Here is a 23,055-nt window from a genome sequence, read left to right as displayed (position 1 = left end):
GTCAATACTCAATGTTCGTGGTTGTAGAGGTATGGCTCAGCACACGCGACAATATCTGTGCGGTGACATTGACCAAAGGAATCATTTTGTCATAAGCCATTCGAGAGGGGCCAATGACACCAAGCGTGCCAATAATCTGATTGTTCTCTGAGTACGGTGCAGAAATAATCGACACCCCGTCAAACGGCAAAACATCGGACTCACCGCCAATAAAAATCTGCACACCATCTGCCGTACTGGCCTGCTCAAGTAACTGCAGCAATCGTGTTTTTTCATCAAACAAGTGAAATGTCTGGCGCAATCGGTTCATGTCACTGGTCAGTTCATTGACGTTGAGCAAATGCCGCTCACCCTTGACAATTAAAGCATCTTCCAGCTGTGTGGTAGCATCCTGCACGGGCTGACTAATAGCCGCTTGCATGAGGTCTGCCACACGTTGCTGCAAATGCGACAGCTCCTGCTTGATGGTCTTTTGAATTTGAGACAAGGGTATGCCTGCATAATGGCTATTTAAGTAATTCGCCGCCTCAACCAATTGAGACGCGCTGTAGGGTTCTGCCACATGCAACAGACGGTTTTGTACATCGCCATCAGGCGTGATCACGATGACCAAAATACGTTGCGTGGACAACGAGAGGAATTCGATTTGTCGAAAAACTTGTTGTCCCGATCGTTTGGGTGTAGAAATCACACCAGCAAATTGTGACACCTGCGATAGCAAACTCGCAGCGGTGGCCACCAGACGCTGTGGTGTATCAGGCTGCAACTGGGCTTGTAACAAATCATCTTCCACTGACGAATACTGCCCCACCGTCATCATCGCATCCACAAAAAAACGATAACCCTGTGGTGTCGGTACACGCCCTGCAGATGTGTGAGGACTCACAATCAAACCCATGCGTTCTAAATCAGCCATCACATTTCGCACTGTCGCAGAAGACAGCTCCAAACCTGCATGCTCAATCAAGGCTTTAGAAGCAACAGGTTGCCCCTGCCCAATGTATTGGGCAATCAAGGACAGCAAAAGCTTTTTGGCGCGATCGTCAAGCATGGTTATGGTGTTTGTTTACAATGGGTGTATTTTAACTGAAATGCCACACACAGCCTTGTTAAATGAAAAACGGCGCCGATTTTTCGACGCCGTTTTTTTTAATGTGAAGAATAATCAACCTTCTTCATTAACCAGTACCTGTTTACCACGCAGTTTGAGCAATAAAGGCACCAAAACCCAAGCTGCTGAAATCACCAACAAAACACAAGACAATGGTCGCTCAACAAATGTCATCCAGTCACCTGAAGAACGCACAAGGGCATTGCGCATATTGTTTTCCATCATCGGCCCCAAAACCAGACCGAGCAGAACGGGAGCCAATGGAAAATCATTTTTCACAAGGAAATAACTGATAATCCCTGCTGTGAACAAAACCCATAAGTCAAAAATCGAATTTTGCACTGAGAACACGCCAAACACTGAAATGGCAATAATAATCGGCAACAGATATTTTGCAGGGGTGCTAATAATTTTGGCAAAAATACGCACAAGCGGCATATTCAAAACCAGCAAAATCACATTGCCGATGAACATACTGGCAATCAAGCCCCAAGCCACTTGTGGGTGCTCAGCAAACAACAATGGGCCAGGCTGAACATTGTACATAATCAATGCACCCATTAAAATGGCTGTCGTACCAGAACCAGGAATCCCCAATGTGAGCAATGGAATCATCGCCCCACCTGCGGCTGCGTTATTGGCAGACTCTGGTCCAGCCACTCCTTCAATCGCACCTTTGCCGAATTTTTCAGGATGCTTAGAGACTTTTTTTTCCATGATGTAGGAAAAAAACGAGGCCAACGTCGCACCAGCACCCGGCAAAATGCCAATAAAAAAGCCCAAAAATGAACCACGTACAATCGGCCCCGTACTCGCCTTAAACTCTTCCTTCGATGGGTACAAGTTGTTGATTTTAGCCAACTGAATGTCTTCTGTGGCCTGCTCCAGCACAGTTTTAAAGACTTCACCAACCGCAAACAAACCGACAGCCAGTGTCAAGAACTGAATCCCATCCGCCAAAATAGGCGACCCCATGGTGAAACGGAACGTACCCGACTGATCCACGCCAATGGTTGAGAGCAACAAACCAAACACAGTCATCATCAACGCCTTGGTCATCGACTTACCCGCCAAGCCACTCACAGCACACAACCCAAGCAACATCAGTGAAAAATACTCAGCATAACCAAACCTCAGAGCCAACTCAGACAAAGGCTCCGCCACCAAGACCAACCCCAGCAATGTGACAATCCCCGCAAAAAATGAACCCATGGCAGAAATCGACAACGCACTGCCTGCGCGCCCCTGCTTAGCCATTTGATAGCCATCCAATGCAGTCACCACTGAGGATGATTCACCAGGGGTATTGAGCAAAATCGAAGTGGTGGAACCACCATACATCGCACCGTAGTAGACGCCAGCGAGCAGGATAATCGAGCTGGTTGCAGCAGCCTCTGCATTCAGCCCCAAACCTTGGGTCAGTGTCGCCGTGACAGGAATCAGTAAAGCCACACCACTCATTGGACCGATGCCAGGCAACACACCAACAGCGGTTCCCAAAAACACCCCAACAAAAGCAAACAAAAGGTTGTACCACGTAAACGCCGTTGCAAAACCGTTGATTAGATATTCCATTGTAGACATGTCTGCTCCCCCTTAAATAAAGCTCGGCCAAGCAGGTAAACTGCCTTTGAGCAAAACCACAAACAACAAATAAATCCCCAAAGAAAACCCAGCCGCAATCAACAAGGTTTTAACGATACTGCCGCGCTCCATGGCCTGAAAACACACCACCAAAAATAAAAAAGTGGTGATGACATAACCAATCGGTTCAAGCAAAAGCACGTAAAAAAAACAAGCCAAAGCTATGACTGCAAAACGCTTGTAAAACAAAGGTTCGGGTTCTTTCTTAGCAGCAGCTGTTTTTTTCAGAGTTTCAATCATGAGTAAAGCAGACAGCCCCAAAAGCGCCCAACCAAAAACCAGAGGAAACGTTCCAGAGGTAATGCTGCTACCATAAACAGCACCAGCCATATCACGCGCCCCCATGACGAACAAGATACCAAGCGCCAAGAAAATCAAACTGGCGACGAAATCAAAACGATGGGACATTCTATTTGCTCCTATACGCTCAATGCATCATGGCACGAGTCGTTTTATCATCAAATAAGCACTATCAAAGAGAGCTTATCTAACTTTTATGTTCAAACGCGCTGCCCACGAAACACATCAGCAGACTTCTGAAAAAACGCTTGTCATCAGACAAGCGTTTTTGTTTGGATTACTTCGCCATTTGCAATGCAGTCAAGACATCTTTAATCAAAGTCTCTTGTTGAGCCAAGTATGCGGTGAACGCCGCTGCATCTTTGTAGTCAGCTGTCCAACTTTGTGCTTTGAGTTCAGCAGCCCACTCAGGCTTCGCACTCAAATCAGCCAAGGCTTTTGTCCAGTAAGTTTTAGCAACTGGACTCATGCCTTTAGGGCCGAACACACCACGCCAAATCGTGAACTCAGTATCAATCCCTGCTTCTTTGTAGCTCGGTGCATCAATACCCTCGATTTTTGTTGGTGACGATACAGCCAAAACGCGAACCTTACCCGACTTAACATATTCACCGACGCTTGATGCATCTGTTGCAATCGCTTCTAGATTACCACCCAACAATGCCGTCATCGCTTCGCCGCCACCATCGTGTGGCACGTATTTCACCTTGGTCACATCAACGCCAGCTTTGTACAAAGGCAACATGGCCAACAAATGATCCATACTACCGGGAGAAGAGCCACCTCCAATGGAAACTTTAGAAGGATCAGCCTTAACCGCATCAATCAAACCTTTGATGTCTTTATAAGGTGAGTCGGCTTTCACAACAATCGCACCGAAGTCTTTAAGTAAGCCAGCCAAAGGCGTGACATCTTTGTAGCCAACAGGACTATTACCCTCTTTACGCAAATTATTGATCAAAATTGGAGGAGAATTCACGAACAACTTGTTATTGTTTCCCACATCCTTGGTTGTGTATGTGGCCAAGAACTTAGCCCCAGAAGCACCTGGCACATTCTCAACGGTCATCGGCGCATCAACCAATTTAGTTTCACCCAACACTTTAACCACCGAGCGCGCTGTTTTATCCCAACCACCGCCTGCACCAGATGGTGCAACCATTGTCACGGCTTCTGGCTTATAAGTGGCATTGACATCTGTTTTTTTGTCACCGCAAGCGACCAGAGCTGTTGCCAAGGCAGTCATGGCCAATGTGGCGAGCCATTTTTTTGTATTCATGTACGTCTCCTAAGACTTAATATTGAGTAAACAATCTGTGGTTTTTAAAGAAATCATCGTGCGCTTTAATCGCGCCTTCTCTTCGCATTGTTCCATAAATCCTACACAAAGCGCAAGGCGTTTCATTGTTCTTTTTAATTGATTGGCATTGCACATCTCTGGTAAACAAAGCAACAGACAAACAAAAAGCCGCTAAATAAATTAGCGGCTAATGCGTCTCAACTCAATCAAACTGGTGCCCGGGGCCGGAATCGAACCGGCACGCCCCTTATTCAGGTAAGCGGCGGATTTTAAGTCCGCTGTGTCTACCAATTTCACCACCCGGGCTACACATGTCCAAATGGAGGCGGGGGTCGGAATCGAACCGGCGTCCACGGCTTTGCAGGCCGCTGCATAACCACTCTGCCACCCCGCCATTTTGGCTGGTACTCGTGAACAAACAACGATCAAGAGATTTAATAAATAAAAGAGGAAGCTGTTAGGCTTCCCCTTTCGAATCTGGAGCGGGAAACGAGGCTCGAACTCGCGACCTCAACCTTGGCAAGGTTGCGCTCTACCAACTGAGCTATTCCCGCGCTGCAAGACAGAAAACAATTATAGAGAACTTTACTTTAACCGTCAACCCCTTTTGTAAAAAAATTATAAATTCTTATTCGGCTCTGCATGGAAGCTATCTCTGCAAAGAGCAAAGAGGTTTTTCAAATCGCGCCGTATGAATGCAAACCCGACAAGAAAATATTCACGCCCAAAAACGCAAAACCAGTAATCAACAAGCCAACCAATACCCAGTATGCACTGAATACACCTCGCATACCTTTAACCAAACGCAAATGTAGCCATGCCGCATAGTTCAACCAAACAATCAACGCCCAAACTTCTTTGGGATCCCAACTCCAATATTTGCCCCACGCATCAGCCGCCCACAGTGCCCCAAGAATCGTTGCAATTGTGAAGAATACAAACCCAACCGCAATGGACTTATACATGATGTCGTCGAGCACAGCAAAGCCAGGCAAGGTCTCAGCCAATCGATGACGCAACATTAAAATTAAGCCAACGACAATCATCCCCACGGCTAAGTAAATCGCCCAGTACGTTGAGAAATAATCCACCGTCATATTCGGGCGAAACAACAGCGGCTCGATGAACAACAAGCTACCCAAGACCCACAACACAATGGTGGCCACGCGTGTCCGTTGGGCATGGATGGCCTTTTTCTGGCTTAATGACTGCTGATTGAATGCGGGGTCGGAACTATTCTGTAAACTTTCAGGCAACGATTCAAACGGCGTCCCCAAATACTTAATCAAATAAGCAAAACCCACCATCGCAGCCAATGAAAACGTACCGTATCCGATAAAGTTCGCTGGCACATGAATTTTCATCCACCATGATTGCAATGCGGGAATCAGCGGCTTGATTTCGTGCGCGCCACGTTCAACACTGTACCAAAGCAAAAACCCCACCGCCGCGCACACCACGAGCATCACAAATGCACCCAGCTGACGTGTACGATAGTGGTTTTCGTAATATAAATAAAACGCAGTGGTGAGCAACGCGAATAAAATAAATACTTCATACAAATTGGACACTGGAATGTGTCCGACATCAGTCGCAATCAAGTAGCTCTCGTGCCAACGCACCATCAAGGCCACGCTGCCAATTACAAGCGCCGCATACGCCAGTCGAGACGCCAGCCAGCCCAATGTATCTCGCGGTACAAATGCGTTGACCCAATACGCCAATGTTGATAGTACAAACAACACACTCATCCAAAGCACCGCTGGTTGAGAAGCGAGCATGTATTTAAGCCAAAACACTTTTTCGCCGTTATCCAAAGCACCCGCATAAGCCTGTACCGCCGCGAGCGATAATAAGGCCACGGCACCAAAGACCAGCTGAAGCGGACGCCAAAAACAACCCAACGCCACTACTGAAATGGCTGTGCCGGCCAAAATCACCTCTTCATACACATCCATCAAGGTACGGTTTTTTAACCCACCATAAACGAACAAGGCGACCACCAACAGAGCGAACAACCCATCACCCCACGATAGGCGACGATACCAAGGCACTGTGGGAGACAACGATGCGAGGCGTTTAAAAGATGAATCTAAATCAATAGTTTCCATGGAGTTTCCAAGTCATAACAATACAATTACAAACAAAAACAATCACAAGTTGAAAAGCTTTTAGAGCAACCTTTTAATCAATTCATTCTTATCAATTGATTAGTTGCACACAAAAGTCTCATCAACCCATACCACGCAAATCCGCCAGTACTTTTTGCCACTGGCTCAAATAGTCAAACGTCCGACGCGTGCTACTCGCAGCCACAGTGAGCACCTGCTCTCCGTGTTCATTCGGCTTAATGTGCAACCACAAACGTCTCTCTCGGATAAAGGTCATAGCCAACGTCCCCAACACAAGCATCAGAGACCCCAAGTAGACCCAAAACTGACCGGGTGAGCGCGTCATCTGAAATACTGATGCTTGCACTTGCTCAAAACCTTGTAGCTGGACATAAACAGGTGAGCCGTATTCCAAACTGTCTGAATAACTCACCATCAACATGCGCGCAAACTGTCGGCTTTGCTCGTTATCGGGCAGTGGCTTTAGGCCTTCAGCCACACGTGCCACATTCAGCAGCTCCCAAAGGTTACCTGCCAATGCTTTGGCCAAACTACTGGCCATTTGATCGCGCTGTTGCTCGGGCAAATCACGCTCAAGCAGTTGACCCAACTGCCCCAAACCACCTTGAGCAAAAACATCCAACATCTTAGTCGTACCGCTGACAAACTGTTCGGTATCCGCACCGCCGCCCAAAGTTAAAGCATACTGACGAATCGCCCGATCACGCAGTGCACTATTAGACAATGCGGCTCGTAGACGCATGAAGTCACCGATACTTTGCTCGCCATCTGCGGGAATACGCAAGTAACGAAAGTCTTCATCAGGGTTGGTTCGCACGCCACTTAGAATAACTGCTTGACTATCCAGCGTCACAGGAGATGTGTAGTTACGAAACTCAACACCTTGCCCCGTCTTATCCCTTAGAACGAACTGGATTGACGGCCCTAAACTCTCGAATTTTTTTTCCATGCCCGTCGGACGCATCGCATGCGCCAAAGGGGAAATGTCTTGTGCCGCTTTCGTTACCGTTCCGCTGATATCCTCAACGTTAATCGCTTTGAACTCGCGCCACTCAATGGTGTACTCATTACCAGCAACGGCGATTTGGTGATTTTTAAACATCACCGCATCAGCCATGGCTGGCTGCGATACAGTCCCTGTCATCGGGTACAAACCCAGCTTTAAACTCGAGCCACCATCCGTGAATGAGGACTGATAGATCGCCACGCCTTTATAGCGCAAAGGATGATTGACCTCAATCGTTTGTTTAAATGTCTCACCTGTGGTTTTATCCTGTACGGAGACATCACTGGCAAAGCGTTTGGGCATACCAGTTGAGTAATAGTCAATCGTGAATTTATCCAAATGCAGATTAAATGGTAGCTTTTGTACCAACTGGGTATTTTGATCATAGTCAAGTAACACATAATCAACGGTTTTACCCTCTGACACGCTAACATTACCGCGATAGCTCAATGTGTCATTCGACAAAATCCCATTGTCAGGAATTTGAGTCGCCACATTACTAAACGGCTGTTTGCCAAACAGAAGCACCTGCGCTCGAATCGACAACTCAGAGTCCAACAAACCACCAATACAAATCACGATAATCGCCAAATGGGTAAAAATATAACCGAGGCGATTGTAGCGACCACGCTTGGCTGCGAGATAAACACCGTCGGCATTTTTGGATGCTCTAACTTGATAACCGTGCTTTTGGAGGATCTGCGCAGCAGAATGAGTGAGTATTTGCACACTCTCTGTGCTTTGCCAGCGATCATGCTCGTGCAAATGCAGCAATGTGTTGGTGCGATTGTGATTTTTGAATTCACGCATGTCACGCAACATTTTAGGGGTATTGCGAATCAAGCAGATGCTGGTTGAAATCAACAAAATCACCAAAATCACCAAAAACCACGGCTGGTTGTACACATCGTACAAACCCAAGCTACCAAACCACGGCGCCCAAAAAGCACCAAACTGATTCACGTAGTTAATCATGGGCTCATTTTGCTTCACCATTGTGCCGACCGCACTGGCAATCGCCAAAATAGTCAACAGACTAATCGCCAAACGCATAGAGCCAAGAAAGTCCCACCACTTTTGAGAAAGTGGCATTTGACGCGGGGCAGATGAGATGTTTTTTTCAGTCATAGCCAATAAAAAATGAGCGGTGAATCACCGCTCATTATAGCTGATTAGACATGATACCGTTATGGCTTCGCAGGCGCTGCTGGTTTGGGCTCAGTCGAAGCTGGAGCTACGGCAGGTGCTACTGCATTTGCATTGAGACGCTTACCGGCCATGTAGTCAGAAACCGCTTTAATTTCATTGTCAGTCATGCGTTTGGCAATGTCGCTCATGATCGGGCTATTACCGCGCACATCCTCGCGGAATGCTTGCAGTTGAGCGACCATATAGTCAGAGAACTGGCCTGACACCATCGGAAAGGCATTCGCACCTGCACCAAGCTTACTGGCATTGAACATACCTTGACCTGTCGGGCCATGGCAGCCTGCACAAGCCGGCACACCTTTGCTCATCACACCACCGCGGTATATTGATTGTCCCAAACCGACGGTATCTTCATTTTTGGCAACGTCTGGCGAGTTATTTTTTTGTGATGCGAACCACATGGCCAGGCTCTGAACATCTTTATCAAATTCTTTTGGGTCCGCCGACAAACGCGCAACCTGAGCAGCCATTGTAGAGGTTTTGGCTTTGCCATCGGTCACATCAACCATGTTTTGGCGCAGCGCATTTTTACCTGGTTCTGCTGCTTTAAAGTTATACAGTTGTTTGGCAATATAACCCTCGTGCTGACCAGCCAATTTAGGCCACGCTGGTGCTGTGCTGTTGCCATCAGCTTGGTGGCACTCAGCACAAACACCCACCGCAATGAGCCTACCACGCTCTAAACCGACTTCCATGCCTTGAACGCTCTTGATGTCAAACAGCGGCATAGCGGCTGCAACTGTCGCATCGGGCATCGCCGTATTCTGCGTGGTTTCGGTTTTGGCTGGTTCAGCGGGTTTGGCTGTGTCTTTTTGTTGTTGGGCAATCGCAACCCCTGAGACTGTGGCCACCACGGCCAAGCCCGCGAGCAATAAAGAATATGAACGTTTCATGAATGCGCCTGTAAAAGGTGTTCGAGTTGTGGTGTAAATAACAGATAAATAATGGACGTCATTGTACAATAAGCGGGTTAATAAACCAAGATGTGCGACGCAGAACGACGTCTTCATCTTTTGAAAGCCTCTTATGTCACTTTTGCACCACAGTCAGTTTTTCACTACCGTCAATCATTTCAAGGACTTACCGACGGCCAACTTCCCCGAAGTGGCTTTCGCAGGTCGTTCAAACGCAGGCAAATCCAGCGCGATTAACGTGCTATGCAACCAAAAACGCCTCGCGTTTTCTAGTAACACCCCAGGACGCACACAACACATTAACTATTTTACAGTCGGCCGCAGAGAAGAAACCTACGGCTATTTGGTTGATTTGCCAGGCTATGGCTATGCGCAAACCCCACGCGACGTCAAAGACCACTGGAATCGCTTGCTCAGCCAATACCTTGAAGAGCATTCGCAAATCAAGGGATTGGTCTTGATGCTTGACATCCGCCGCGGCTTCACAGACCTTGATCGCCAGATGGTGAGCTGGTTTGCGCCACTAGCAAAACCGATTCACGTTTTGTTGACAAAGTCAGACAAAGTGACGCGAAACATTGCTCATCAAACGTTATTTAAAGTCAAAGCAGAGTTAAAAGACATGGCTGGCGACTGGGGAACCGCACAATTATTCTCCTCATCGAATCGCGTCGGCTTAGAAGAAGCGACTGAGGTCATCAGTAACTGGATTATGAGTGACCCTGTGAATGCCCACCGTCTTGAGCAACCTGCTCCTTAGTGTTAAGTACCAAAGTATGGGATTAGGGGTGCTTGAAAAAACGGAAAATACCCCCAAATCATTTGCTCAATATCAAATCCACTCTTCACTGAGAAACGACATTTCTCAACAGCATCCAAAGGCACACCATGGTTCCTCACCTGCGTACGGCACTGACAGGCCCTCTGTCTGAACTCGAAACCAAAATGCTGGGTGCCACCCCCATGATTGAGCGCTGGTTTCGCATGGAGTGGCAGGAGCACACACCGCCGTTTTATTCATCCGTGGATTTACGTAACGCCGGATTTAAGCTCGCGCCAGTGGATACCAATCTTTACCCCGGCGGCTTTAATAATTTAGCCGAGGAAATGTTCCCGCTTGCCACGCAAGCTGCACTCGCCGCCGTTGAAAAATACTGTCCTGACGCACGCAACCTGCTCATCATTCCCGAGAAACACACACGCAACCCGTTTTATCTGCAAAACGTCGCACAACTGTCCAAAATCATGCGTTTGACTGGTCTGAATGTGCGTTTGGGTTCGCTCGATGACACCATCACCCAGCCAACTCCGATCACACTGCCCAATGGCGAAACGCTGATGCTTGAACCGCTTGAGCGCAACGGGCGACGCATCACACTTGATCATGGCACGTTTGACCCCTGTACCATTTTGCTCAACAACGATTTATCTGGCGGCCAGCCCACCATTCTTGAAAACATCAAGGAGCAAACCTTACTGCCGCCACTTCACGCAGGCTGGACGGTGCGTCGCAAATCCACCCACTTCTCGGCTTATGATGAAGTGACCAAAAAATTCGCCAAAGCACTCGACATTGACCCGTGGCTCATCAACCCAATCCACACGCAAATTTCTGGCGTTGATTTCAACACCCAAACAGGCGAGGACGCACTCGCCACCGCCGTTGAAACCACACTCAAAAAAATCGCGAAAAAATACAAAGAATACGGCATCACCGAAAAGCCATTTCTCATTGTCAAAGCCGATGCGGGCACTTACGGTATGGGCATCATGACCGTGCGCAGCGCAGACGACGTGAAAGAACTCAATCGCAAACAACGCAACAAAATGGCAGTTGTCAAAGAAGGGCTCGAAGTCCACGACCTACTCATTCAAGAAGGCGTACCGACCATCGAAACATGGGGCGGCAACACGGCTGAGCCCGTGGTCTACATGATTGACCGCTATGTGGTGGGTGGTTTTTATCGCGTCAATTCTGAACGCGGCGTGGATGAAAACCTCAATTCCGCAGGTATGCACTTTGAAACACTGTCGTTTGTCAAAGAGTCCGAGCGACGCGCCGATGATTTAGGACTGTTGCACAATCGTTTTTACTCATACGGCGTGGTGGGGCGTTTGGCCATGCTCGCCGCATCACTTGAATTGGAAAAAACAGACCCATACCAAGAAATGTACGCCTAAGCCCCCTACTGCCCACATTAAACAAAGCGCCCATCATGCACCTTCTCTTTATCGCCGATCCGCTCACGCAGTTCAAAATCCACAAAGAAACCACCTACGCCATGATGCGTGCGGCGCAAAGTCGTGGTCACCACATTTGGGCCTGCACTTCATCGCAAATGTACTCGAATGCCATGATCGGCACGACGGCACAGCAGATTAAGTTGCTCGACTCGGCAACGCAAGCACACTGGTTTGATGTCGTCGAAACAAGCACCAAAGCACTCAAAGAGTTCGACGCGGTCATCATGCGCAAAGACCCACCGTTTGATGTGAACTACGTCACCGATACTTGGCTGCTTGATGCCGCTGTTCGCCAAGGTGCTGTGGTGTTCAACGCACCGACAGCGATTCGCAATCACTCCGAGAAAGTATCAATTTTAGAATTCCCAGAGTTCACTGCCCCCACGCTGATCACCAGCGACAAGTCGCTGATTAATGAGTTTCATCAAACGCACAAAGATATTATTCTCAAACCGCTTGACGGCATGGGGGGCGCAGGTGTGTTTCGTGTGACGGAGCAGGGCATGAACCTTGGTTCAGTGATTGAAGTGTTAACGCAAAAGAGCACGCGTCCCATCATGATTCAGAAGTTTCTCCCTGCGATTTCTGAGGGTGACAAACGCATTTTACTCATTGGCGGTCAAGTCGTACCCTACGCCCTCGCACGCATCCCGCAAAATGGTGAAGTGCGCGGCAATATGGCGGTGGGTGGCAAAGCGGTTGCCCAACCATTGTCTGAGCGTGATTGGCAGTTAGCCAATGCGCTTGCCCCTGTGCTGTGGTCGCGCGGTATTTTACTCACAGGTTTGGATGTAATTGGCGATTGCATTACTGAGATCAATGTCACCAGCCCGACGGGATTCCAAGAAGTTTTTAATCAAACAGGGTTTGATGTGGCTGGCTTATTTATCGAAATGCTTGAGCACGCCAGCAACTGATGAGACGATAAGATAAGCTCATCAGCCCTCAATCCCCATCGCAGGCAAGCTTAAAAAATACTTGTGTCCCCAAACCCAACTCACTGTGAAATGTTAATTGGCCTTGGTGATGGCGCACCACTGTCATCGCCATAATAAGTCCGACACTGAGGCTGCCTGCTGCATCAGGTTTTGCATGAGCAGCAGGCAGCATGTTTACACCCTGATTGAGTTGCTTCAATTGTGCGGCAGTCATACCGATACCATGATCACGAATGCAGCAAATCGCCTGATTATTATTCACTTGCAATGTAATCTCCATAACTGAATCAGATGGGCTGTAGCGAATGGCATTGGTCAACAGATTCACTAATGCTCGGACAATCATTCCACCGTCGGTGAGTACGTAGGCCTCATCAAACAACTCATTCATACCCTCATCCACCCGCAGCTCGATATTTTTCTCATGGGCTTGTGGCCAAACCTGCTGTGTTGCCGTATAAAGCAACTCGACCAAACTCAGCTCGGTCATGTGGTACACGTGTATTGAAAATCATAAAATTAGATCTAATCCCATAATAATGTTGCATGAGAATCATGTTTCTTCTGTTCATCATGCGGTTATAAAAAGTGGGGACATCGAAGTGGACTTCACAACAACCTTTTACGGACTTTATATTGTCACCAATCAGAAAAACGTCAATCATTGACACTTTCTTCTGTTGGTTTGAATGGTAAATCTTGCTGGCCAGCTTGTTTGGCGAGCATAGCTTTGAGCACTTCGATCCGTTGCTTGGGTGTGACTTGCGGCACGTCTTTGAGATTTTCGCGCGCGGCGTCGGATTCGTGTTTCATTTCTTTGACGAATCGAGAGACTTCTCGGTTTTCGAAGTCTCTTCCACGGCGGCGTTTTTGGCACCACGTGATGTGTAGACTTTTACGGGCGCGTGTGATGCCGACGTACATCAGGCGGCGCTCTTCTTCGATGCGTGTTGGGTCTTCGAGGGCTTCGTCACGTGAGATGTGTGGCAGTAAGCCTTCTTCTACACCGACGAGAAATACGTGTGGGTACTCTAAGCCCTTTGAGGCGTGTAGAGTTGATAAGCGCACGGTGTTTTCTTCGGCATTGCCTTTGTCGAGCATGGAGATGAGCACCATGCTTTGAATGACTTCAGAGAGCTTTTTGTCGTCTTCTTCTGCGCGGCGTTTCATCCATGCGACGAACTCATTGACGTTTTGCCATTTGTTCTGTGCTTGTCGCTCATCAAAATGCTCGTAGAGATACTGCTCGTAACCAATAGCTTTGATGAAATCATCGAGTACTTCTGGGGCTTCGTCTTTGGCGGCGCGTTCTTCGAATGTATTGATGAATTCAACGAACTCAAGCAGCGGTTCTAGCTGGCGCGCAGTTGAAACGCTGGCAAAACCCGCTTCAAAAACCGCTTCAAACAGCGGTATGCTGCGTCGCCCAGCGTACTGGCCGAGGTGTTCTAGCGTGGCGGCACCAATACCGCGTTTAGGTGTGGTGACGGCACGGATGAATGCGGGGTCGTCGTTGATGTTATTGAGCAGTCGGAAATATGCCATGATGTCGCGAATCTCAGCGCGCTCGAAAAACGACTGACCGCCTGACATGACATAGGGAATACGCTCTTTGCGCAGAGCTTGCTCAAACACGCGGGCTTGATGATTGCCGCGATACAGAATCGCATAGTCAGAGAATTGAGCGTTGTTGGCGATTTTGTGCGCTTGGAGTCGCATGACGACGTTTTCAGCTTCTTCCTCTTCATTCGCCATCGGGATGACGCGAATCGGGTCGCCTTGTCCGTACTCACTCCAGAGCTTTTTATCAAACAACTTCGGATTGTGCGCAATGACCGCATTGGCCGCGTTCAAAATTCGCTCTGTGGAGCGATAGTTTTGTTCCAGCTTAATCACCTTTAAACGGTGAAAATCTGTCTGCAATAATTTTAAGTTATCCAGCGTTGCACCACGCCATGCATAAATCGCTTGGTCATCATCACCCACTGCGGTGAACATCCCGCGCACGCCAGTGAGCAGTTTGAGCAATGCGTACTGGCAGCTATTGGTGTCTTGGTACTCATCGACGAGAATGTAACGCAGCTTGGCTTGCCAACGGTTGCGGACTTCTTCGTTTGATTGCAACAACTCGACAGGCAGGCGAATCAAATCATCAAAATCAACTGCTTGATAGGCCGAAATGGTGGCGTTGTAGTTCGCGTAGACGCGAGCGAATTGCAACTCTTGCTCATCCTTGGCTTCTTTTAAAGCCTGCTCAGGTGTGGTCTGACCATTCTTCCACAGCGAAATCGTCGATTGCATGGTTTTAATCAATGCTTTGTCCGTCGTCGCGCACAACTCTTGCAAAATCGAAAAGCAATCGTCTTGGTCAAGGATTGAGAATTTTTCTTTCAGTCCCAAATGCTTGGCTTCATCGCGCAAAAATCGCACGCCGAACGAGTGAAACGTCGAAATCGTCAAGCCTTTCAGATTCGCCGATGAGCCGCTCATGATTTTTGTCACGCGCTCAGACATTTCTTTTGAGGCTTTATTGGTGAATGTTACCGCGAGGATGTGTTTCGGCTCATAGCCACAGTTGTTAATCAAATGTGCGATTTTTTGGGTAATCACCCCTGTTTTGCCACTGCCTGCTCCCGCAAGCACCAAACAAGGACCGTCGAGATAATCAACGGCGGCTTGTTGCTGTAGGTTCAAACTCATTTTTTTCGGTGATGCGTGTGTGGCCATGGACTGCTTTTTTGAATTTCGATAGGGATAAAAAAAGCACTGCGCAGAGCGAAGTGCCTGTAGTGTTTCATGGGGTTATTGTACCGTCTATTCAATCCTGACGAGCCAAATTAACCCGTGTATTCAGCACAAGATCAAGTGAAAAAATGTCTGAATCGGCAGAGTGTCTCAAAAAAGCAGCATTCACAATAATAACCATAATTTTTATATGGATTTAGCTGAGGTCGGTGGGTTTTCAGATTTGACAGGCGTATATAACTGAAATAACCCATCAACAGAAGGAGGTCACAATGGCGGCAATCCCCCATCAAATCAGACAAATACACAACTCAATGGTCAATCCCCAAAGCCATCATCCGTCAATCAAACCAAAAAAAATCGCCACAAAAATACCACACGCCAACGCGCATTGACGAAACAGCCCATCACCAAGCAGGCAGAAGCTCTGCCGCAAGCAGTGCAAAACGACATCAGCGAGCGCCAAAATGCCGCGGTATATACCAATCTGCAAGCGGTCGGGGATATAGTGAACAATACCATCGCAGGGGAAATCGTCATGTTTGACCGCTCATGGTACAACCGCACGGGTGTTGAACGGGTTATGGGGTTTTGCAGCGATCAGGAATACACTGAATTCATGCGTCAGTGCCCTGAATTCGAGCGCAATTCGATGCGCAGCGGTATCATCCTCGTCAAGTTTTGGTGCTCAGTCAATCGCAATGTTCAGCGTCAGCGTTTCTCTGAGCGAAAAAATCACCCGCTCAAACAATGGAAGCTCTCGCCGATTGATATGGCCTCGCTCGATAAATGGGAGGACTACACAGCCACCAAAGAAGCGATGTTCTATCACACCGACACCGCTGATTCACCATGGACCGTGATTAAGTCTGACTGCAAAAAACACGCACACCTCAATGCCATGAGCCACATCCTGCAGCTTTTGCCATACAACAACAGAGATGTGCAGGTTGCAGTGCCCGTTGACGCGTTATTGGTCAGCCGCCCAGGCATGGGGCATGTGCTGGAAAATGGCAAGCGCAACGACACGTTTGATTAAAAAGAAACTGCTCTAAACGAAAAAGCCAGACATCTCGTCTGGCTTTTTCGTAATCATGATGATTATGTTTTTATGCAGCAGGCTCGCGCAGCGTCAACCCATGTGCAATGGTGCGTCGCGCCAAGACAATGAACACCCACATACACGCCGTCGTGAGCACAAGGTAACCTTGCATACCAAAATGCAAATACGTCCATTTATACACCTCCACCGCCACAGCCAAAACCGCCATAAATACCACGCTGACCGCCGCTGCTAAAATTCCTTTGGGTGCATCGCTGCCCGTGAGCGCGAATCGGTAATACACCGACATCGACAAACCATCGACAACCCCAATCAACGCTGTAATCAGTGCCAAAATCCACACCGCAGCACCGATAGTAAACACCAGACCGAGGCCGAGCAATGCAGCGCAAGCAGCAATCCAAAGCCCGATGTACAAGCTGCGCTGCAATGGCCAGCGGCCTGTGACATAAGCCAAAAATAAATTCGCCGCAATCAGGCAGCTAAACACAGGAATTTGCCACAAGGCAAACTCGCGACTGGACAGTCCAAAATCATTCATTAAAATCATCGGCCCCAACCCAATCCAGCCGAGCGTCGGGGTGATCATGAGAGCAGGGGTCATGCTGTTGCGCCAAAAGTTTTTGTCTTCGGCCAGTGCACGGTATTGATGAACAAGGTGTGATAAAAATCTCAGCAGATTCGGCGCACTGCGCATGGTGGATTGTTTGACCTCAAGGGGCAATGTTTCGGGCATGCAAAAGAACAAACCGACGAAAGCGATGAGCGCGAGACTGGCATTGATGGCGAAAATCGTCTGCCAGGGTGCCCACTCGATAATCCACGCACCGAGTAAAGGCCCCAGAAGTGGCGCGATGAGCGAAACATTCGCCATGAGCGCCATGATGCGGATGGCGCGTTTTTCCTCAAAGCCTTCTTGAATCGCCGCATAGCCGACCGCACCAATGAAGCTCATGCCCATGCCCTGCAACACGCGCAGCAGCATAAAGCCCTCAATGTGCGCGATGAAGTGAGTCGCCAAACACGCGAGGAAAAACAACGCCACACCCGTGAGCAACACAGGACGCCGCCCCACAAGGTCAGAGTACGGGCCAAGTAACCAGGTCAGCAACCCACCGCCAATCATAAACGCCGTCAGCGCCGTGGCAATCCACGCGCTGCTCACACCATGCTCCGCCACCACACGCGGCATGGCGGGCTGAATCATGTCGTTCGCGGTGTACACAGACACCTCAAACAGGACCAAAAAAATAGGGAACCAGCCCCACCAAACATGAGGAGCTTTGGTTTTTAATGAGATAGGCATAAAAGTCGCTTTGATGGGAATGTGCGTAAAGATTGGTCATGGCGGGCTTAGCTATTTGCCAGCGTCCACAATCTCCTTATCACTCATTCAGGTGTTTTTAAACCAGCGGTGACAAATCAGGATTCGCTTGTGTGATAATGCCGCCACCCAAGCACACCTCACCATCGTACAGCACGGCGGATTGGCCCGGTGTCACGGCCCATTGTGGTTCTCTGAAGTTCAGCTCAAAGCCCAACTCGTGCGTCGAAAACACACACGCCGAGTCGCTTTGACGATAGCGGCTTTTCGCCGCGATGTTGGTGCTCACTGGCGCGTGACCTACGACAAAGCTGACATCTTCTGCAATCAGCATGGAAGATTGCAAGGATGAGTGCTCGTGGCCTTGGGCGACATACAAAATGTTTTTCGCAATATCCTTGTGCACCGCAAACCACGGCTCGCCCGTGCTGTGCTTGTCACCGCCGATGCCGATGCCTTTGCGCTGACCCAATGTATAAAACGACAAACCGACGTGCTCGCCGACCACACGACCATCAAGCGTACGCATCTCGCCTTTGTGTGTCGGCAAGTATTGATTGAGAAAATCACGGAACGGGCGCTCACCGATGAAGCAAATCCCCGTGGAGTCCTTCTTCGCAGCATTTGACAGCCCAAGCCGATGTGCGATGTCGCGCACTTGGGTTTTCGGCATTTCGCCCAAAGGGAACAATGTTTTAGAGAGCTGCGCCTGATTCAAACGATGCAAGAAATAACTCTGATCCTTCGTCGCATCCAAACCCTTGAGAAGCTGAAACTCACCATCTACCTCGCGCACCCGCGCATAGTGACCTGTCGCGATGTACTCTGCGCCCAGACTCATGGCATGGTCGAGAAACGCTTTGAATTTAATCTCAGCGTTACACAACACATCAGGATTAGGCGTGCGCCCCGCGCTGTACTCGCGCAGAAACTCAGCGAACACACGATCTTTGTACTCGGTCGCGAAATTCACCGCCTCGATGTCCACACCGACCACATCGGCCACCGATGCTGCGTCGAGCCAGTCTTGACGCGTCGAGCAGTACTCGGAGTCGTCATCGTCCTCCCAGTTTTTCATGAATAGGCCGATGACCTCATAGCCTTGCTCTTTGAGCAGCCACGCCGTCACTGACGAATCCACACCACCTGACATACCGACCACCACGAGTTTTTTTGTCATGCCAAACTCCGTAAGTCTTTCACCAGTGTCAAATCAAGCCGTTGGCCATTGAGATAATCATTCAAACACTGTGCCACAATCGGATTGCGATGTATGTCACGCAACTCCATCACCTCGTCCGCCGTGAGCCACATCGCCTCAATAATCCCGTCATCCAAATCCGAATGAACAGGTGCATCACCCACCGTGCCGATGAAAGTCAGGCGCAGATACGTCACCGAATTATCCTCTTTTTCTGACACATAAATCCCGAGCAGAGCCGTCGGCAAAAACTCAAAACCAGACTCCTCAAGCACCTCGCGACGCACCGCATCGAGCAAAGACTCGCCAGCCTCCCAGTGACCCGCAGGCTGATTCAGCCGAATCCCATGGCGCGTGTGTTCACGCACCATTAAAAATCGGCCATCGCGTTCAACCACAGCGGCCACTGTCGCGTGTGGGGTCCAAACTGGTTCGCTGTGCGGCATCATAACTACCCAAAAATTAAAACATCTATTTTAGCACGAGACACAAAAAAGCCCAGCGCCAAGGCTGGGCAATCAATAAGTTTATCCATCAGACAAACCGATGGGTGTTACTCCACGCGGAATGAGATTTTGCAAATCGCGCCATAAGAGGTTACTTCACCGTTGCTCACGTATGCCTTAATGTCTGTACAGCCACAGATACGATTTATTTTTAGCGGTGTTCAATACCGTTGGTGCGGTTTTTTTGTTTGTCAACTTGAGTTAAGGGAATGGCGGACTGTGCCGGCAGGTACAACGCGATAGCTTAAGTTTGATTTTGAGCCTCCTTCAATACAATGACGGTATTAGCACAGGGCGAGATAGGTTGAAAGCAAGGACAACATGGGCTGTTTCTAAACGTGGGACGCACGATGAATATCTTGCTCGTATTCGTGGCTTAAAGGCTGATTTGGCGTCTTTGATATAATTCCCGTTTGCGTGATTTGTCTGAAAGCTGTTTCCGTTAGGTAACGGCTATAATCAATTTTCGCCACACCGTTGTTTTTGTGTAAGTTTTGCATCTTTTTTGCACTACTTGTTTTGCTTTACGGTGCAAAAAAATGCAAAGTAGTGCAAAAAGCCACCCGACGTTACAGTGACTGACGGCTGGCTGACGGAAGTGAAAACCTGACTCTTTTAAAGCAAAAAAACGGCTTACATTCTTGTAAGCCGCTTGTATTCTGGTGGCCTGGGGCGGAATCGAACCGCCGACACAAGGATTTTCAATCCAACCCGAACGGGTTTGACAACCTTTGATAAGGTTTGATTATACCGCATTAATTATAATTAAAACAACAGGTTATGAATTATCGTGCTACCATTTGCATAGATTTACCTTGATAACTTTTGATATTTACTGGCTACATGATGGCTACATGTAGCAGAATTATACAAAAGCATTTTGTTTAAACTCACATAATTAAAACCACCCCATGAGCAATAAAATTCCCTTTACAGAAGTCCGAGTGAGTTCCTTAACTTGCATCACAAACAAAGCCCAATCATTTTACTGGGATACTAAAACCCCGTGCTTAGGCGTTCGAGTCACATCAACTGGTGCAAAAGCCTACATCTTTGAGGTCAAACTTTTCGGTAAGACCATCCGAATTACCATCGGCAACACCGATAGCTGGGCACTAGGCCAAGCTCAAAACGAAGCTCGTCGTTTAAAAGTGCTGGTAGATGCAGGCATAGACCCCCGCCAAGAGAAAACGGACAAGCAAGCACAAGCCGAAGCCAAAGCAGCAGAAATCAAGCGGCAAAATGTCATTGTTGCTGACATGTGGACTGAGTATATAGAAGCCGGTAAAACCAAGTGGGGTGAGCTGCACTGTAACGATCATATTCGTTTAGCCAGTGCTGGAGGCGAAAAGAAACAACGAACCAAAGGGGTGCGCAAAGCAGGTGTCTTATCATCCCTCATGGGACTGCGATTTGTCGAACTGACCGAAGAGGTCCTTATCGCTTGGTTACAGAATGAAAGCATTGAGCGTGCAACGCAAGCCGCACTTGGTTATCGTTTATTGCGAGCCTTTGTCCGTTGGGCACATGAAGACCAACGTTACACAGGTATTGTAGACCCGCAAATTTTCGGTGTGCGCAAGGTCAAAGAGAAAGTGCAAAAGCCCAATGCCAAGAAAGACGATACCCTATCGCGCGAACATTTAACCGCGTGGTTTGATGCCGTGCTGAACATTCCAAATCATTCAATACGAGTTTATTTAATATCCTTAGTACTGACAGGAGCTCGACCCCACCAAGAAATGGCTATGCTCAAATGGGATGATGTGGGTTTTGAATGGGGTGGACGTTTGGTATTGCATGACAAAATCGAAGGTGAGCGCATCATTCCATTGCCTCCCTTTTTGGCGCATCTAATTAAACAATTGCCACGAATAAATGAATATGTTTATTGGAGTGAAACTGCTGAACACGGTCACATCACCAACGTGTACAACACCCACAGCAAAGCATTAAAAGCGGCAGGACTGCCACATGTATCGTTGCACGGTCTGCGTCGCTCATTCAGCAATTTGGCTGAATGGGCCGAAGCTCCCGAAGGAGTGATTAAACAGATTATGGGGCATGCACCGACCGATACGCATAATCGCGTTTACAAGAATCGCCCACTTGATCTGTTACGCCTGTGGCACCACAAAATTGAAGCATGGATATTAAAAGAGGCAGGTATAGAATTTATACCTGCCCCTGTACCCGCTAAAAGCCATCTGCGTGTGGTCAATGGCTAAAAGCGAATGAACCCTTTGCACGCCGCCACACTTCTCTTGCGGCGTGCCACCTCGTAACCCTCACGAGAGCCTTCATCATTGGTATTGCCCTCAATTGTCCAGATGGTATTGCCATCGACTTGCTGCACAATGCCCGTATGTCCCAAGCCTTTACCATAATCTAAAATCATGATGTCGCCCACTTTCGGTTGACTGTGACGGCGCGTGCTCGAAGTTTCATTCCACTGTCTCAGCACACCGCCCGTCTTAATCAACGGATTGACGATAGCTAACTCTTTGGCCGCTTCATGGAAACACCAATAGACGAATGCCATACACCATGAATAGCCTGAATTCAGTCCGACCGATTTTAAGTACTCATCAACTTGTTTACCACCGTTTGTGCCTTTGGGTGACTCAGCAACATTTAACTGGGTTTCCGCTTTTGCCAAAGCCTGTTTAGTAATTTCGCTCATAGGCGCACTCCTTATTTATAGTTGGTTGTGGATTGATGCCTGCCATGTGGCTCTTTGGTAGAGTCTCTTGAATGAACGCTTGTTGCGCGTAACAAATCTGAGCCAACGCTAAAACGATCCCCAATAGAGCAAATGCATCCAATAGGCGGCAGGCGTATTGACCGTATTTACTGAGAGCTTTCATGATCGCCTCCTGATTTTTGGCCTTGGGAACTAAACCAATCTTTGATCTTGTGCAAGGCCAAACCCTTGATCATCGGTGGAATGGCTTTGCCCGCATAACCATAGAACAGAGCAATCACGCCATTGAGGGATCGCATCAAATCTTTGTTGTTCAAATCATTTGGAAACAACCAATCATCCAACATCGAGGCTGTCAGTCCTGTGGCAAACAAACCAATGAACAAACCAGACAACAAGGTGATCGAATGGTCGGCTGGATTGAATTGGCTTTTGCGCAAGTCGTTAAGCACCGTAATCAAAACGCCCACGCCAGCCCCAATCACAGTCACCATCGGGACTTCCACCCCAAGCAGTAGGATCGATGCACTGGACATCACCACCCCAGTGATGGCTATGATTTTTTGTAATACGGCATCGCATGAAAGTGACATAAGTAAATCTCCTGTAAATTACGTAGTGAAATGATGACAGCTTAAAAAGTCAGTTCCTGTGGACTTTTCCAAAAGCAGCTACCGCATTTTCATTAAACGCAGCCAAACCACACTAAATAAG

At 48.3% G+C, this 23,055-nt stretch carries 19 protein-coding genes, 3 tRNA genes and 1 pseudogene; 5 read left to right on the top strand and 18 right to left on the bottom strand.

Features of this window, described 5'->3' with window-relative positions:
- Nucleotide 1: 1 nt before the first annotated feature.
- The 10 genes from hrcA to IE082_RS10040 form a co-directional block, all read right to left on the bottom strand.
- Complete coding sequence (gene hrcA / locus IE082_RS10085) at nt 2–1,051, bottom strand: heat-inducible transcriptional repressor HrcA (RefSeq protein ID WP_189493789.1); 1,050 nt, start codon at nt 1,049–1,051, stop codon at nt 2–4.
- 114 nt (nt 1,052–1,165) lie between these two features.
- The gene (locus tag IE082_RS10080; protein ID WP_189493788.1) at nt 1,166–2,695 is read right to left on the bottom strand and encodes a tripartite tricarboxylate transporter permease; all 1,530 of its coding nucleotides are present in this window, start codon (nt 2,693–2,695) and stop codon (nt 1,166–1,168) included.
- 12 nt (nt 2,696–2,707) lie between these two features.
- Nucleotides 2,708–3,163 carry a tripartite tricarboxylate transporter TctB family protein gene (locus IE082_RS10075; protein ID WP_189493787.1) on the bottom strand — a complete coding sequence of 152 codons (456 nt, stop codon included), beginning with the start codon at nt 3,161–3,163 and terminating at the stop codon, nt 2,708–2,710.
- Between the two features lie 169 nt (nt 3,164–3,332).
- On the bottom strand, nt 3,333–4,334 hold the full coding sequence (locus IE082_RS10070) for a tripartite tricarboxylate transporter substrate binding protein (RefSeq protein ID WP_189493786.1): 1,002 nt from the start codon (nt 4,332–4,334) through the stop codon (nt 3,333–3,335).
- A gap of 233 nt (nt 4,335–4,567) precedes the next feature.
- Nucleotides 4,568–4,661 (bottom strand) — tRNA-Leu (locus IE082_RS10065).
- Between the two features lie 14 nt (nt 4,662–4,675).
- Nucleotides 4,676–4,749 (bottom strand) — tRNA-Cys (locus IE082_RS10060).
- A gap of 84 nt (nt 4,750–4,833) precedes the next feature.
- Nucleotides 4,834–4,909: transfer RNA gene (locus IE082_RS10055), tRNA-Gly, on the bottom strand.
- A gap of 123 nt (nt 4,910–5,032) precedes the next feature.
- The gene (gene ccsB, locus IE082_RS10050) at nt 5,033–6,466 is read right to left on the bottom strand and encodes a c-type cytochrome biogenesis protein CcsB (RefSeq protein WP_189493785.1); all 1,434 of its coding nucleotides are present in this window, start codon (nt 6,464–6,466) and stop codon (nt 5,033–5,035) included.
- A 121-nt stretch (nt 6,467–6,587) separates the two neighbouring features.
- Nucleotides 6,588–8,585 carry a cytochrome c biogenesis protein ResB gene (locus IE082_RS10045; RefSeq protein ID WP_189493784.1) on the bottom strand — a complete coding sequence of 666 codons (1,998 nt, stop codon included), beginning with the start codon at nt 8,583–8,585 and terminating at the stop codon, nt 6,588–6,590.
- 95 nt (nt 8,586–8,680) lie between these two features.
- Nucleotides 8,681–9,595 carry a c-type cytochrome gene (locus IE082_RS10040; RefSeq protein ID WP_229809819.1) on the bottom strand — a complete coding sequence of 305 codons (915 nt, stop codon included), beginning with the start codon at nt 9,593–9,595 and terminating at the stop codon, nt 8,681–8,683.
- Nucleotides 9,596–9,728: 133 nt separating this feature from the next.
- Between IE082_RS10040 and yihA the strand changes: the two genes are divergently transcribed.
- The 3 genes from yihA to gshB all read left to right on the top strand — a co-directional run bounded on the left by yihA (nt 9,729) and on the right by gshB (nt 12,777).
- Nucleotides 9,729–10,376, top strand: coding sequence for a ribosome biogenesis GTP-binding protein YihA/YsxC (gene yihA, locus IE082_RS10035; RefSeq protein WP_189493783.1), 648 nt, complete (start codon nt 9,729–9,731; stop codon nt 10,374–10,376).
- A 128-nt stretch (nt 10,377–10,504) separates the two neighbouring features.
- On the top strand, nt 10,505–11,797 hold the full coding sequence (gene gshA / locus IE082_RS10030) for a glutamate--cysteine ligase (RefSeq protein ID WP_189493782.1): 1,293 nt from the start codon (nt 10,505–10,507) through the stop codon (nt 11,795–11,797).
- A gap of 35 nt (nt 11,798–11,832) precedes the next feature.
- Entirely contained in the window at nt 11,833–12,777 is a 945-nt protein-coding gene (gshB, locus tag IE082_RS10025; protein WP_189493781.1) for a glutathione synthase, read from the top strand.
- A 28-nt stretch (nt 12,778–12,805) separates the two neighbouring features.
- Here gshB and IE082_RS10020 read toward each other — a convergent pair whose 3' ends face one another.
- Nucleotides 12,806–13,288 (bottom strand): sensor histidine kinase, encoded by a 483-nt coding sequence (locus IE082_RS10020; RefSeq protein ID WP_189493780.1) that lies wholly within the window; start codon nt 13,286–13,288, stop codon nt 12,806–12,808.
- A gap of 167 nt (nt 13,289–13,455) precedes the next feature.
- A complete protein-coding gene (locus IE082_RS10015) occupies nt 13,456–15,525 on the bottom strand; it encodes a UvrD-helicase domain-containing protein (protein WP_229809818.1) in 2,070 nt (689 codons plus the stop codon).
- Between the two features lie 544 nt (nt 15,526–16,069).
- On the opposite strand from IE082_RS10015, the pseudogene IE082_RS10010 reads away from it, so the two are divergent.
- Nucleotides 16,070–16,582 (top strand): annotated as a pseudogene (locus IE082_RS10010) (polyphosphate kinase 2 family protein); the annotation flags it as partial.
- 70 nt (nt 16,583–16,652) lie between these two features.
- On the opposite strand, the gene IE082_RS10005 reads toward IE082_RS10010, so the two are convergent.
- The 3 genes from IE082_RS10005 to IE082_RS09995 form a co-directional block, all read right to left on the bottom strand.
- Complete coding sequence (locus tag IE082_RS10005) at nt 16,653–17,912, bottom strand: MFS transporter (protein WP_189493779.1); 1,260 nt, start codon at nt 17,910–17,912, stop codon at nt 16,653–16,655.
- 97 nt (nt 17,913–18,009) lie between these two features.
- Entirely contained in the window at nt 18,010–19,110 is a 1,101-nt protein-coding gene (mnmA, locus tag IE082_RS10000) for a tRNA 2-thiouridine(34) synthase MnmA (protein WP_189493778.1), read from the bottom strand.
- Entirely contained in the window at nt 19,107–19,580 is a 474-nt protein-coding gene (locus IE082_RS09995) for an NUDIX hydrolase (RefSeq protein ID WP_229809817.1), read from the bottom strand. Before IE082_RS09995 ends, mnmA begins: the two co-directional genes overlap by 4 nt.
- Nucleotides 19,581–20,581: 1,001 nt before the next feature.
- Between IE082_RS09995 and IE082_RS09990 the strand changes: the two genes are divergently transcribed.
- Nucleotides 20,582–21,865, top strand: a complete 1,284-nt coding sequence (locus tag IE082_RS09990) for a tyrosine-type recombinase/integrase (RefSeq protein ID WP_229809816.1) — start codon at nt 20,582–20,584, stop codon at nt 21,863–21,865.
- On the opposite strand, the gene IE082_RS09985 is transcribed toward IE082_RS09990, so the two are convergent.
- Genes IE082_RS09985 through IE082_RS09975 form a run of 3 tightly spaced genes read right to left on the bottom strand, consistent with a single transcriptional unit; the run spans nt 21,862 to nt 22,934 of the window.
- The gene (locus IE082_RS09985) at nt 21,862–22,320 is read right to left on the bottom strand and encodes a CHAP domain-containing protein (protein WP_229809815.1); all 459 of its coding nucleotides are present in this window, start codon (nt 22,318–22,320) and stop codon (nt 21,862–21,864) included. The genes IE082_RS09990 and IE082_RS09985 overlap by 4 nt on opposite strands.
- A complete protein-coding gene (locus IE082_RS09980) occupies nt 22,304–22,504 on the bottom strand; it encodes a hypothetical protein (protein WP_189493776.1) in 201 nt (66 codons plus the stop codon). Before IE082_RS09980 ends, IE082_RS09985 begins: the two co-directional genes overlap by 17 nt.
- Complete coding sequence (locus IE082_RS09975) at nt 22,488–22,934, bottom strand: hypothetical protein (RefSeq protein ID WP_189493775.1); 447 nt, start codon at nt 22,932–22,934, stop codon at nt 22,488–22,490. Before IE082_RS09975 ends, IE082_RS09980 begins: the two co-directional genes overlap by 17 nt.
- Nucleotides 22,935–23,055: the final 121 nt, after the last annotated feature.

It is taken from the genome of Formosimonas limnophila, from assembly GCF_014652675.1.
In the GTDB taxonomy this organism is placed as follows: Bacteria; Pseudomonadota; Gammaproteobacteria; order Burkholderiales; family Burkholderiaceae; genus Hydromonas; species Hydromonas limnophila.
The sequence above is the reverse complement of the archived record's forward strand: the minus strand, read 5'-3'. Positions and strand labels throughout refer to the sequence as shown.